This window comes from Petroclostridium xylanilyticum, assembly GCF_002252565.1.
GTDB classification, from domain to species: domain Bacteria; phylum Bacillota; class Clostridia; order SK-Y3; family SK-Y3; genus Petroclostridium; species Petroclostridium xylanilyticum.
Genome location: NZ_NPML01000029.1, coordinates 75,960 through 89,509 on the forward strand (window position 1 = coordinate 75,960; position 13,550 = coordinate 89,509).

Below are 13,550 nucleotides of genomic sequence, written 5' to 3' on the forward strand. Positions count from 1 at the left end.
TATACCTACTTATATTGTATTTATAAGAATTTTTATAGAAAGGTGATGGATATATGTCAAAAGAACGAGAGCAATGGTCATCTAAAATCGGATTTATCATGGCAGCCATGGGTTCTGCGGTTGGTTTAGGGAATATCTGGCGATACCCCTATGTTGCATACGAGAATGGGGGGGCGCATTTCTGATTCCTTACTTTTTTGCATTATTTACAGCAGGTATTCCTATCCTCATACTCGAGTATAGTATAGGACACAAATTCAGGGGCTCAACGCCTTTAGCGCTTGCAAGGGCAAATAAAAAATGGGAATGGCTTGGCTGGTGGCCCAGCATTAATTCTATGGTAATATTGGTATATTATTCTGCCATTCTGGCGTGGGCAGTCAACTATTTCTTCCTTGCTTTTTCTAGAGGCTGGGGAGATGATCCCAACAAATTTTTCTTTGGGCAGTTTTTAGGCCTTAGCGAAGGATTATGGGAATTCGGGGGAATTCAATGGCATATTGTTGCAGCTATGACGCTGATCTGGGGAATAAACTGGTTTATATGCTATAGAGGAATTTCAGGTGGAATTGAAAAGCTCAATAGAGTCCTTTTACCTACGTTGTTTATCATCATGGTGATTATAGTAATCCGGGGTGTAACCCTTCCTGGAGCGGTTCAGGGATTGGAAAAACTTTTAAATCCCGACTGGAGTAAAGTGCTTGATTATAAAGTATGGATTGCTGCATATGGGCAAATCTTCTATTCTCTAAGCCTTGCGATGGGAATCATGATGACTTATTCAAGTTATTTGCCTAAAAAGACAGATATAGTAAACAGTGCTTTTATTACAGGATTGGCAAATTCAGGATTTGAATTTCTTTCAGCCTTAGGCGTATTTGGTATTTTAGGATACATGGCTAATACCCAGGGCCTACCTGTTGAGAAGGTTGCAACCCAGGGTATAGGGCTAGCATTTGTTGCTTTTCCGCAGGCTATAAATGTAATGCCGGGAATATTCAAGGCATTGCTGGGCGTCCTGTTCTTCCTGGGGCTTGTGTTTGCCGGCCTCACCTCGACTGTATCGCTGGTAGAAGCTTTTTCCGGTGCACTTATAGATAAATTTAATATCAGCAGAAAGAAGATTGTAACATTTACTGCAATTGTAGGATATATTGTTGGTCTTGTGTTTGCAACGGGGGCAGGACTGTATATTCTTGATATAGTAGATAATTTTATTAACTCTTTTGGAATAGTAATAGTAGGTATTTTAGAAGCTATTATTATAGGGTGGTGGTTTGGCACACATAAAATTCGGGAACATGTTAATCCTATTTCCCATTACCCGTTGGGTTCATGGTGGGACATAGCAATTAAGTTTATTACGCCTGCAGTATTGGCTTACATGATTATTAATAATATTATCGGCAATATTACCAAGCCTTACGGCGGATATCCGTTGGATGCCTTGATTTTGTTAGGTTGGACAGTTGTAGGAACGACGTTAATATTATCATTTGTTTTGGCGTCCAGACCGTGGAGAAATAAAAAGCTTGTAAACCATGAGAATGAATAGGCTGCAAATTAACCTTTGGAGGTGAAAGAAGATGTCAGCTACAGCAATATTTTTCTTATTATTTGGTGCAGTAGTTTTATGGGGAGGCTGTGCCTTAGCTCTCTCAATTGAACTAAAGAATCAATAATTTTTTAATATATCGATAACCATATCAAAAATATCGATAACCATATCAAAACTAAAAATAAATTGATGTAGTTATCGATGAAATTAACCAACTTTAAATCACAATATTTAGTTTTAAAGTTGGTCAATTATAAAACCCGGAAAAATTTTTCCGGGTTTTATTTGTACTCGTAACAGTTTTGTGTTAAAATGGTAATAAACAAAAGGAATGAGTAAGGGGGAAAACTATGGATATTTTCATTGAACACATTGTACAGAGGAAGAAGACACCTCAAGACACACTAGTTACAGTAGGGATAATGATTGCGGTATTGCTTATCGCCATGTTTGCTTTAGCACTTCCTTTTGGGCCTATCATCGTGGTAGCTGTGGGTTATGGTGCATACTGGCTCATAACATCCAGAAATATTGAATTTGAATATTCGGTTACCAATGGTGAATTGGATGTGGATAAAATTATTGCGCAGCGAAGAAGAAAGAGAATTCTCAGCATACATTGCAAGGAATTTGATATTGTTGCTCCGGTGCATGATGAAAAATATAAGAGGGAATTTACAAATGTAAACATAAAAAAATCTATTGATGCCATGAGTTCCATGAATGCAGAAAATCTGTATTTTGCTGTTTTTACATTGGATGGGCAAAAAGCGAGATTAATATTTGAACCGACCGGAAAGATGTTGGAAGCCTTCAAGACATATATACCCAGAAAGGTATTTACGCGGTAAACGGTGGAGATTGAGTACGCCTCAAATATTGATAAGGTTTTCAGAAATCAGCTTTGTAAAAAAAGATATAGCCAAGATGTATATATGCTATAAAATTGCCTGAAGATAAGAAAGAGGGAGGAACTTTACAATGGAGTGTGTAGAGGCGGAAAACAGAGGATATCAGAATTCGGCGTCGGCAAAAATATGGAAGACTATCACTTCTTTCAGGGAAGCCAATCTAATGATAGGTATTATCATAGTAGGGTTTATTTTGACGATGTTATCGTCTCATTTTTTAACAAGAGATAATTTAATATCCACCGCTATAGGGCTTACCTCCGATGGTATCATTGCTGTAGGGATGACGGTAGCTTTGGTTTCAGGAGGACTTGACCTTTCTGTAGGTTCCGTCATGGGACTCAGCGGAGTTGTGGCGGGGACTTTATACCTTGCGGGGATAAATATTTGGGTTGCATGTACCGTTGCACTTATGGCCGGTATGTTTTGCGGATTGATAAATGGTTTCTTTATTGGTAAGATTGGTCTGAATCCGTTTATAACTACTTTAGGAATTTCAGGAGTCGCCAGGGGGACGGCTTATGTATTGACGCAAGGTTCACCCATATCTCTTTTCGGTGTTCCACACACATTTGCACTTATTGGACAGGGAAAAATCCTGGGCATACCGTTTATTGTTTTTGTGTTTATTGTGATTGCGGTGATTGGGGATTTTATGATGCGAAGGTCCGAACCTTTAAGAAAGGTATTCTATACGGGCAGTAATGAAAAAGCTGCGGTTTTGTCCGGCATCAATACCTCCAGGGTGAAAGTGGGTGTCTATTTATTAACGGCTACATTGGCAAGTATTGCGGGAATATTAAGTATGGCAAGGTTTACAGTTGCAGCACCAACAGCAGGAATTGGAGCGGAAATGAGAAGTATTTCAGCGGCCATTATCGGCGGTGCAAGTATCAGTGGCGGAGAAGGAACAATATTTGGAGCGGTGTTGGGTGTGATTCTGTTAAATTTTATTAATAATGGTTTGATAATCCTAAATGTACCCGTATATTGGCAGGAACTTGCCAACGGTGTTTTCCTGATTGCAGCTGTTACCTTTGATTATTTGAGTCATCGCAATAAGTTGAAAAATCTTAAGAATAAAAAATAAGCACAGCGTGTGAAATGAATGCAAGGAGGAATAGGTGTGCGAGCATCAAACAAAATGACTGTGGCGTTAATGATGTTATTCGTATTAATACTTGCAGGATGCAGTACAGGTAACAACAATGCTACCGGAGATGCTGCAAAAAGCCTGTTGGAAGGCGATGCTAGTGAAGAATATTATATGATAACCTTTCAAACGGGTTTGGAATATTGGAAAGGCTGCTACAAAGGTTTTCAGGATGCAGGGAAGTTGTATGGTGTAAAAACGGTTTATACCGGGAGTCCTCAATACGATGTCAACCAGCAGGTAACAGTACTGGAACAGGTTATTGCAAAAAAACCTGCAGGCATTGCTATAACATGCATCAATCCTGATGCTTTTGTTGCGCCCATTAAAAAGGCAATGGACGCAGGAATTCCGGTTGTAACATTTGATGCGGATTCGCCTGACAGCGGCAGATATTCTTTTCTTGCCACCGGTAATGAGTATGCGGGACATGTAGCTGCAAAGGTTTTGGATGAACTGATAGGACCCGGTGGAGGTGAGGTTGTAATCATAACGCTTCCGGCACAGTTAAACCATGACCAAAGAGTGGCAGGTTTCAAAAAAGCACTGGAATCAGATTATAAAAAACTGAAGCTTGTCCAGATAGGTAACGGCAAAGGGGACCAGACCGAAGCGGCAAAGGTACTTGCAGGAATGCTCCAAGCAAACCCGAATATAAAAGGAGTTTTTTGTACAGATGCTACCAGTGGTGTTGGTGCGGCAACGGCTGTAAAGGAAGCCAATAAGGTCGGACAAGTGAAAATTGTAAGTTTTGATACCGACAAGGGGACATTGGATGCAATTAAAGCGGGTATCATATCTGCTTCCATTGCGCAAGGTACTTATATAATGGGATATCAGTCAATGAATTTTCTTTATCATCTCAAGCATAATTTGATTAATCCTGTAGAGGATTGGAAGCAAAAAGGAATTAATCCGCTGCCTCCTTTTGTGGATACGGGTGTAAGTATTGTTAAAAAAGAGAATGTAGATGCATTTTACATTAAATAAGTTTCTACAATAAATATATTGGTATTTTATTCAAATCATTGACCGGCTTTGGATTAGGCGTTTTGTTTTCCTCCGGTGGCATAAAAAAGAATTTTTTCACGGGTAGCTTCATTCCTGGGGATAACTGCGGAGACTTTTCCGTCATAGAGTATTAAAATACGGTCGCACATGCCAATCACTTCATCTACGTCAGAAGATATAAGAATGATGGAAGCACCTTTGATCACCATTTCATTCATCAGATTATACACGTCAACTTTGGAAGCGATATCAATCCCTCTTGTAGGTTCATCGAAAAGAAATATTTTAGCTCCCGATACAATCCATTTTGCAAGGACCAGCTTTTGTTGATTACCGCTGCTTAAATAAGCAGCTTTATTGTTAAGTATTCCGGTTTTTATGCCGAGTTTGGCGACCAGGGTTTCGGCGATACTGTTTTCTTTGGTGCGGTCAATAAAAAATTTATTTGATATTTTAGACAGGTTTGTTGCGGTCATGTTTTCGGGAATATTAAGATACATAAAAAGACCTCCGGCATTTCTGTCTTCGGTTACATACCCAATTCCTGCCCGGATGGCGTCGGCAGGAGATTTTATATCCAAAGGGACATTTTCAATCCGTATTTCACCTGTGTCAATTTTATCCAATCCGAAGATGCAATTGGCAATTTTAGTCCTGCCTGAACCTACAAGACCGGTGATGCCAATGATTTCCCTTCTTCTTAATGATAAACTGATTCCTTTCAGGATGTTGTCTGATTGCAGATTGGCAATACTGAAGACTTCTTTGCCAAGTTTGATATTCAGCTTGGGATAACGTTCTTTTAATTCAATACCTGTCATCATGTGAATAATGCTGTCAGTATTTATGTTATTAATGCTTTGTGTGCCAACAATCCTCCCTTCCCTAATAACAGTAATCCTGTCTCCGATTTGTTGAATATCTTCCAGGCGGTGGGAAATATAAATAATGGAGACGCCTGATTTTTTTAGTTCCCTGATGATATTGAAAAGCAACGCAGATTCCGAATCGGTGAGTGAGGAAGTAGGCTCATCCATAATAATGATTCGAGCATTTGACATACAGGCTTTAGCGATTTCAACCAGCCGTTTCTGTGCAATGCCCAGGTTTTTTACCATGGTTTTACTGTTAAGGGGAAAGCCCAGTTTCTTAAAAAGCTGTTGGCAATCGGCATACATCTTTCCCCAATTAATGATTTTCAATGTCTTGTTGCTATAAGGTTTGTTATCCAGGTAGATATTTTCTGCAACAGAAAAGTGTTCAAAGAGACAAGGCTCCTGATGAATGATGGAGATACCCAATTTTTTAGCATCCACGGGAGAATGAATTTCTACGGAGGTTCCATCCAGAAAGATTGTTCCGCTGTCTTTGGAATAGGCTCCCCATATAATATTGATGAGAGATGATTTGCCGGAACCGTTTTCCCCCATAAGGACATGAACTTCACCCTTATTTAATTCAAAAGAGATATCTTTTAATGAAAAAAAATCCGAAATTTTTTTATTTATGTTTTTAAGTTGTAAGATAGGTTTTAACATTTATATACCACCTTCATAAGAATTAAAAGCAGTGAAAAGTTGTATATTGTTTTCAAAAAAGTAATTTTTATACTGATCAGGGATGGAAGGATTGGTAATAACCTTGTTTGCTATCGTAAGAGGGCCGATTTGTGAAAAACCGATATTATCAAAACATTTATAAATGCATACGATAATACGCTCACGGGCAATATTCATCATTTCTTTTATGGCTGAGGCCCGTGCCATGCTTTGAACCGTATAACCCCTTTGCATGCTGACGCCTTCTACTTCAATGAAAACTTTAGAAACAAAAAAGTTTCTCAGATTCTCTTCTGTTAATTTGCCTGCCAGTGTCATGGATGCAGCATCAAGGTCGCCCCCGGGAATGATTACTTTCATGCTTGCATTGGCGGCAAGTTCAGAGGCAATATTTAAGTCATTGGTTAATACGGTTACATTCCTTTTATTTAAAATCTTTTTTGCAATATAAAGATTTGTCAACCCTGGGCTAAGTAGGATAACATCATTATCATCAACCATATGCATGGCAATTTCAGCAATTTCTAGTCTTTGTTCATAGTAGGGGTCATCATCTATATCTATATATTTATCTTGTTCCAAAAAGCTTTCATCATTAATGATGGCACCCCCATGAGTCCGGATAAGAAATTTTTCTCTTTCCAGTTTTTCCAAGTCGCGTCTTATGGTAACCTCCGATACATTTAGCATTGTGCTTAAATCTGAAACATTTATATGTTTTTTATCTAAAAGTATTCCTTTGATAATTCTTATTCGTTCAGGCGCAAACATGCAATCCTCCAAAAAGTGTGTGTAGAATAATTTTTCTGTTAATTTTATTATATATTTATTATATATAAATAAGTTTCATATTACAATTCATTGCTTAAAAAAGTCAAAAAGTTTGTTTGTGATAAATATCGTAAATAAACGTTCATATATTCGAGGAAATAAAAAAACTTATTAATTGATTTGTATATTTTACCTAACTATTCAAAATATAAATAATAAATTTTTATTGAAACTCTTGAATTGTTGTTTTGAATATGATATTATATGTTCATAAACGAAATCATACGAACATATATGATATCTTTAGTAATAATTTTGAAGCTTTTTTCCAGCGGGCGGCTAAGATAAAACCATTCTATTTTATCGCCTGGCGGGAAAATAGTGATATATAGTGATATATAAGGAAAGGGGTAGTTTAAATGAAAAGGATATTGTCACTCATTGTTTTAATTGCCATGGTTTTTACGATGGCAGCATGTGGGTCGAAAACAACAGGAGGTAAAAAAGGTGAAAAGCTGGTAGGGATTGCAATGCCTACCAAGTCATCGCAGAGGTGGATTGATGATGGAAACAATATGGTAAAAGAATTTGAAAAACTGGGCTACAAAACAGATTTGCAATACGCTGAAGACGTAGTGGAAAATCAGATCTCTCAGATAGAAAACATGATTACAAAAGGTGTTGACGCTTTGGTGATTGCATCTATTGATGGAGAATCGTTGTCGGATGTCTTGAAAAAAGCCGCAGATGCAAAAATTCCGGTTATTGCGTATGACCGTCTGATTAGAAAGACACCCAATGTAAACTACTATGCAACCTTTGATAATTTTAAAGTAGGAGTCCAGCAAGGTTCCTATATTGAAAAAGCACTGGGGTTAAAAGAAGGAAAAGGTCCTTTCAACATTGAATTGTTTGGAGGGTCTCCCGACGATAATAATGCATACTTTTTCTATGATGGCGCCATGTCGGTTCTAAAACCGTATATTGATTCCGGAAAGCTGGTTGTAAAAAGCGGACAAATGGGTATGGACAAAGTCAGTACATTAAGATGGGATGGTGCAACTGCACAAGCTAGAATGGATAACTTACTAAGCGCATATTATACGACTGATAAGATACACGCAGTACTATCGCCTTATGATGGCATCAGTATCGGTATCCTGTCTTCATTAAAAGGCGTGGGATATGGCACGCAAGGTCAGCCTATGCCGGTAGTTACAGGACAGGATGCAGAGCTGCCGTCAGTTAAATCCATCATTGCCGGTGAACAAACACAGACAGTATTCAAAGATACAAGACAATTGGCTAAAAAAGCCGTTGAAATGGTGGATGCCGTTTTAAATGGAAAAGAACCCGAGGTTAATGATACAAAAACGTATAACAATGGTGTGAAAGTAGTCCCGTCATACCTGCTGGAACCTGTTTCGGTTGATAAGTCAAACTATGAGGAAGTATTGGTTGGCAGTGGTTATTATACCAAAGAACAGCTTGAAAAATAATTCAAACCATTATGGTTATGCGTTAAAATAATTTAGTGATGGCCATCAGCCATCACTAAATTATTTACTACATTGTAAGGGGTTGGATAAAATGTCGGATACCATTTTAGAAATGAGAAATATAACCAAAACATTTCCGGGTGTTATTGCGCTCAATAATGTAAATTTAAAGGTCAAACAAGGGGAAATTCATGCACTGGTGGGTGAAAACGGTGCGGGAAAATCCACACTGATGAAAGTTTTGAGTGGTGTGTATCCATATGGAACATATTCCGGAGACATTCTTTTTAGGGGAAAAGTGTGCGAATTTAAAGATATCAAACAAAGCGAAGAATTGGGTATCGTAATCATTCACCAAGAATTAGCACTGATTCCGTATTTGTCAATTGCTGAAAATATTTTTTTGGGAAATGAACAAGCAAAAAACGGGATTATTAATTGGAATGATACCATTACTAAAACCAAAGAACTGCTTAAAAAAGTTGGATTGAATGAATCGCCGAATACGTTGATTACAAATATTGGCGTAGGTAAACAGCAATTGGTTGAAATTGCAAAAGCATTGTCTAAAAAAGTTCAACTGCTGATTTTGGATGAACCTACCGCAGCGTTGAACGAGGATGATAGTGAAAATCTTCTAAACCTGTTGCTGGAGTTTAAAAAGCAGGGCATTACATCAATTCTTATTTCACATAAACTAAATGAGATTTCCAAAGTTGCAGATTCCATTACAATTATACGGGATGGGCAGACAATTGAAACTTTGTATAAAGGCAAAGACGAGATTACAGAAGACAGGATCATCAAAGGGATGGTAGGAAGAGAATTGGTAGACCGTTTCCCAAAACGGGAACCAAATATCGGAGAAATTATTTTCGAGGTAAAGGACTGGAATGTATACCATCCGCTGCATGAAGACCGCAAAATTATTGATAATGTCAGCTTTCACATCCGGAAGGGAGAAGTAGTAGGTATTGCAGGCTTAATGGGGGCTGGCAGGACAGAATTGGCCATGAGTATTTTTGGAAAGTCATATGGGAAAAAAATAAGCGGCCGGATTTTTAAAAACGGAAAACAACTGCACATTACCAATGTAAGCAACGCCATTAAAAATGGATTGGCTTATGTAACAGAAGATAGAAAAAATTACGGGTTGATTTTAATAGACAATATTAAGCGAAATACGACGTTAGCGAGTTTGAATAAAATATCAAAAAATTTCATTATTGATGAACATCAGGAAGTACTGAAAGCAGAAGAGTTTCGTAAAAAATTAAATATTAAAGCTTCAAGCATACTGCAAAAAACTGTAAATTTAAGCGGTGGAAACCAACAAAAAGTCGTTTTGAGCAAATGGATTTTTGCTGAACCCGATATATTGATTTTAGATGAACCTACCCGGGGAATAGATGTTGGTGCAAAATATGAGATTTATACAATAATCAACCAACTGGTAAGGGAAGGCAAGGGAATCCTGCTTATTTCTTCGGAATTACCTGAAATATTGGGAATGTGCGACCGGATCTATGTGATGAGCGAAGGGAAAATTACCGGAGAATTAAATGGCAGGGATGCATCTCAGGAAAAAATAATGAAATATGTCATTAACCAATCGCAGGAGGTACAGTAAATGGAAACTTTAAAAAATATATCTAAAAATATAAATAGACAAACCGGTACGGAAACACTAAAAGATATGTTTAAACACAACATCCGGCAATATGGCATGTTAATCGCACTGGTTTCAATCATGCTGTTTTTTCAGGTTGTTACCGGAGGTATTCTGTTAAAGCCATTAAACATCACAAATCTTATACTGCAAAACAGTTATATATTAGTATTGGCCATTGGCATGTTGCTGGTCATTATTACAGGAAACATTGACTTGTCCGTAGGTTCGGTGGCGGCCTTTGTAGGAGCTGTTTCGGCCATATTAATGATTAACATGAAGGTTTCATTTCTTACTGCAATGTTTGTCTCCTTGTTAATTGGCGGGATTATAGGTGCTTGGCAGGGATATTGGATTGCATATGTGAAAATACCTGCTTTTATTGTTACGCTGGGGGGTATGCTGATATTCAGAGGATTAACGATGGTAACGTTAAAAGGAATGTCCATATCACCGTATCCTGAAGCATTTACAAAAATAAGTTCAGGTTTTATTACTGACTTTTTTGCTGGAACGCAGTACCACATTACAACTATTATTGTCGGAATTCTCCTATCTGCAGTTTATATACTGTTTGAGTTAAGGCAGAGGAAAACGCAGATAAAATATAATTTTGATGTCATACCAAAAGGATTTTTCATTGCTAAAATCATTGCAGTTGCAGCTGTAATAAATGTGTTCTGCATTGTTCTTGCGGGTTACAAAGGAATTCCAAATGTTTTGATATTATTATCCGTTTTGATTCTTATTTATTCATTTATAACCAGTAAAACAGTTGCGGGCAGACATATTTATGCGCTGGGTGGAAATGAGAAAGCAGCAAAATTATCCGGAGTAAAAACCGAGCGTGCATTATTCTGGGTTTATGTAAACATGGGAGTGCTTTCTGCACTTTCGGGACTGGTTTTTGCTGCCCGGTTAAATGCAGCAACCCCAAAGGCCGGCAATGGATTTGAATTGGATGCCATCGCTGCCTGTTTTATTGGTGGAGCATCTGCTTCGGGAGGAATTGGGACTGTTATTGGCGCCATTATCGGAGGACTTGTAATGGGCGTTATGAACAACGGTATGTCAATCATTGGACTGGGGATTGACTGGCAGCAGGCAATAAAAGGTTTTGTGCTGCTACTTGCTGTAGCTTTTGATGTTTTTACAAAGTCTAAAAGCTGATTTATATCGATAACCAATATTAAAGTTAAAAATAAATTAATGTAGTTATCGATGAAATTAACCAACTTTAATATCTAAATCTTTAGTATTAAAGTTGGTTAATTATAAAAGAATATGAAAATAGCTCGGAGCTTGGAGTTCGGAGAGATGCATTAGTTCTAGGTTTGGTGCTATTTTCATCGGTATTTGTGTTCTGTAAAGGCAGGTCGTGACAACTAGTATGAGACTTGGGGACATTCCGTGAGGTATTAGCGGTGTGTCCCTATTATTTTGTATAATAAATATAAAATTTAGGGAGGAATTTTGTAAAATACGTCGAATATATAATAGCAACATAACAAGGAGGAGATACGATGGCCAGATTATCCATGAAATATTTCAACAAAATTAATATGAGCAGGAAAATATCTAAAATGCCCATCAAGGTTAAAATAATTGCAGCCTTCATAGTGGTCATCCTGTTCATGGGATGTCTTAATGCCTATCTGATGATCAGCTTATCAAGCTATAACAGGCAGTACAATACCATTCTTACAAATATCATCTATGCCAATCATATAAATGAAAAAGCGGAACAGATCCCTAAGGTCCTCTCAGATATTATTTTTAAGAATGTCAAATTAGAAGAATCCGGGCACAGGGATATGATTAAAGAAGTGAATAACTCTATACAAGCCATTGGGAAAGAATTAACAGAGGCAGACAGCATCAGCAAGCTGAATTCCGTTGAAAGACTGATGGAGTCGCTGAGTGAGGAGAACAGCAAGGCTGAAGAGCTTATAAGGCAGAAGAAGACCGTTGCGGCGCTTGAGCATGTACAAAATGTGGCCAAAATTTCAGGCTTTATTCGAAACAATATCCAGGAATTCATATTAATGGAACTCAGACATAGTGATATGGTCAAGCAAAGGATCGAAAATAAATTTAAAACAAGTATTACAATGAATATTGTTGTGATGTGTATTGTTGTAGCATTTTCAGTGGTCAGTGCATTAATGATATCCAGAAACATTGCTGATCCAATCAAAGATTTGTGTACCAAAGCGACTTTAATTGCTTCAGGGAATTTAACAATAGATAGATTGCAGGTTAAAACCCGGGATGAATTAAGGGAACTTGCCGATGCTTTTAACGGAATGGTAGATAATCTCAAAGAAATTATTCGAAAAGTTTATGATGTAAGTGAGAAGGTACATACAGCATCAACGCAATTAAGCGAAAGTGCTGAGCAGAACAGCAGGGGAGGGGAAGAGATATCTGCTGCTGTTCAGGAGATGGTTGCAGGAATACATACTCAAAATAGCGAATCACAAAATACCATGAAGGCTGTAGAAAATATGTATAATATTTCTCAGGATATAGCAACCAGTTCCGAAAGGATATTAAACAATGCAAATCAATCGGTTGAGCTGGCCAGTGAAGGAACTCAATGTATTAATCGTTTTATATCGCAGCTAAAGGCCATAAACCAGGTGATTCATGAAACATCAGAAGTTACTGAAAAGTTGAATCTGAGTTCTAAGGAAATGAATAAGATACTTAATACAATATCCTCTATTTCTTCACAGACTAATTTGCTCTCGCTCAATGCATCTATTGAGGCAGCCAGGGCAGGCGAAGCAGGTAAAGGATTTGCGGTTGTTGCCCAAGAAATAAGAAAACTGGCAGAAGAATCTGCATCATCGGCCAAAAGGATAGGAGATATCATCAAAAGTGTCCAGACAGAATCGGATTTAATGAACAGCAAAATGCAGGAAAGCCTGACGCAAATGCTAGCTGGTAACCAAATTGCCGAACAGGCAAGAAAATATTTTGAGTCTATTGAACATGAAAACAAAGTAGTGAACAAGGATGTACAAGCAATATCCAGTGAATTGAAGCATCTGGTTGCAGGAATTGAAAATGTAAACAATAGTATGATACAAATAGAAAAAATCCTTAACGCAAATGTAGGTGTAAGTGAAAGTATTTCTGCAACAGTAGAACAGCAAGCAGCAAGCCTTGAAGAAGTGTCAGCATCTGCCACAGTTTTATCCGAATTGGCAGGAGAATTGGATATAGTGGTTAAAAAGTTTAAAATATAACTAATCACGGGGCTTATATGATCAAGCTCCGTTATTTTTTACACTATATAGTTCACAGTTAACAGTTCTCAGTTCACAGCAGCAAACGATTTAATAGTCTTTACTGTAAACCGTGAACTGTGAACTTATTGACTTTATCTGCCATGTAAAATCATTATCAGTAAA

10 protein-coding genes and 1 pseudogene are annotated in these 13,550 nt (G+C 37.7%); 9 read left to right on the top strand and 2 right to left on the bottom strand.

Annotation, left to right across the window (positions count from 1 at the left end; translation table 11 throughout):
* The first annotated feature begins 107 nt into the window (after window positions 1-107).
* From CIB29_RS16940 to CIB29_RS16955, 5 genes and pseudogenes are all read left to right on the top strand, one after another.
* A pseudogene (locus CIB29_RS16940) lies at window positions 108-1,555 on the top strand (sodium-dependent transporter).
* Between the two features lie 31 nt (window positions 1,556-1,586).
* Window positions 1,587-1,682, top strand: coding sequence for a MetS family NSS transporter small subunit (locus CIB29_RS18435; protein ID WP_117434617.1), 96 nt, complete (start codon window positions 1,587-1,589; stop codon window positions 1,680-1,682).
* Window positions 1,683-1,908: 226 nt separating this feature from the next.
* Window positions 1,909-2,409: a DUF6106 family protein gene (locus CIB29_RS16945; RefSeq protein WP_094551691.1), complete on the top strand. Its 501-nt coding sequence runs from the start codon at window positions 1,909-1,911 to the stop codon at window positions 2,407-2,409.
* A 130-nt stretch (window positions 2,410-2,539) separates the two neighbouring features.
* The gene (locus CIB29_RS16950) at window positions 2,540-3,559 is read left to right on the top strand and encodes an ABC transporter permease (RefSeq protein ID WP_094551693.1); all 1,020 of its coding nucleotides are present in this window, start codon (window positions 2,540-2,542) and stop codon (window positions 3,557-3,559) included.
* 36 nt (window positions 3,560-3,595) lie between these two features.
* Window positions 3,596-4,612, top strand: a complete 1,017-nt coding sequence (locus CIB29_RS16955; RefSeq protein ID WP_198543959.1) for a substrate-binding domain-containing protein — start codon at window positions 3,596-3,598, stop codon at window positions 4,610-4,612.
* Window positions 4,613-4,665: 53 nt separating this feature from the next.
* On the opposite strand, the gene CIB29_RS16960 is transcribed toward CIB29_RS16955, so the two are convergent.
* Window positions 4,666-6,171 (bottom strand): sugar ABC transporter ATP-binding protein, encoded by a 1,506-nt coding sequence (locus CIB29_RS16960; RefSeq protein WP_094551695.1) that lies wholly within the window; start codon window positions 6,169-6,171, stop codon window positions 4,666-4,668.
* Entirely contained in the window at window positions 6,172-6,963 is a 792-nt protein-coding gene (locus CIB29_RS16965) for a DeoR/GlpR family DNA-binding transcription regulator (protein ID WP_094551697.1), read from the bottom strand.
* A 419-nt stretch (window positions 6,964-7,382) separates the two neighbouring features.
* Between CIB29_RS16965 and chvE the strand changes: the two genes are divergently transcribed.
* The 4 genes from chvE to CIB29_RS16985 all read left to right on the top strand — a co-directional run bounded on the left by chvE (window position 7,383) and on the right by CIB29_RS16985 (window position 13,385).
* Complete coding sequence (gene chvE / locus CIB29_RS16970) at window positions 7,383-8,462, top strand: multiple monosaccharide ABC transporter substrate-binding protein (protein WP_094551699.1); 1,080 nt, start codon at window positions 7,383-7,385, stop codon at window positions 8,460-8,462.
* 91 nt (window positions 8,463-8,553) lie between these two features.
* Window positions 8,554-10,092 carry a multiple monosaccharide ABC transporter ATP-binding protein gene (mmsA, locus tag CIB29_RS16975; RefSeq protein WP_094551701.1) on the top strand — a complete coding sequence of 513 codons (1,539 nt, stop codon included), beginning with the start codon at window positions 8,554-8,556 and terminating at the stop codon, window positions 10,090-10,092.
* The gene (gene mmsB, locus CIB29_RS16980; protein WP_094551703.1) at window positions 10,093-11,301 is read left to right on the top strand and encodes a multiple monosaccharide ABC transporter permease; all 1,209 of its coding nucleotides are present in this window, start codon (window positions 10,093-10,095) and stop codon (window positions 11,299-11,301) included. It abuts the gene before it with no gap.
* Window positions 11,302-11,654: 353 nt separating this feature from the next.
* Entirely contained in the window at window positions 11,655-13,385 is a 1,731-nt protein-coding gene (locus CIB29_RS16985; RefSeq protein ID WP_094551705.1) for a methyl-accepting chemotaxis protein, read from the top strand.
* The last annotated feature ends 165 nt before the right edge of the window (window positions 13,386-13,550 follow it).

What these genes read in the sequence shown, in the direction of transcription:
- CIB29_RS18435 (WP_117434617.1), top strand. Translation starts at nt 1,587, where the DNA reads ATGTCAGCTACAGCAATATTTTTCTTATTATTTGGTGCAGTAGTTTTA.
- CIB29_RS16945 (WP_094551691.1), top strand. Translation starts at nt 1,909, where the DNA reads ATGGATATTTTCATTGAACACATTGTACAGAGGAAGAAGACACCTCAA.
- CIB29_RS16950 (WP_094551693.1), top strand. Translation starts at nt 2,540, where the DNA reads ATGGAGTGTGTAGAGGCGGAAAACAGAGGATATCAGAATTCGGCGTCG.
- CIB29_RS16960 (WP_094551695.1), bottom strand. Translation starts at nt 6,171, where the DNA reads ATGTTAAAACCTATCTTACAACTTAAAAACATAAATAAAAAAATTTCG.
- CIB29_RS16965 (WP_094551697.1), bottom strand. Translation starts at nt 6,963, where the DNA reads ATGTTTGCGCCTGAACGAATAAGAATTATCAAAGGAATACTTTTAGAT.
- chvE (WP_094551699.1), top strand. Translation starts at nt 7,383, where the DNA reads ATGAAAAGGATATTGTCACTCATTGTTTTAATTGCCATGGTTTTTACG.
- mmsA (WP_094551701.1), top strand. Translation starts at nt 8,554, where the DNA reads ATGTCGGATACCATTTTAGAAATGAGAAATATAACCAAAACATTTCCG.
- mmsB (WP_094551703.1), top strand. Translation starts at nt 10,093, where the DNA reads ATGGAAACTTTAAAAAATATATCTAAAAATATAAATAGACAAACCGGT.
- CIB29_RS16985 (WP_094551705.1), top strand. Translation starts at nt 11,655, where the DNA reads ATGGCCAGATTATCCATGAAATATTTCAACAAAATTAATATGAGCAGG.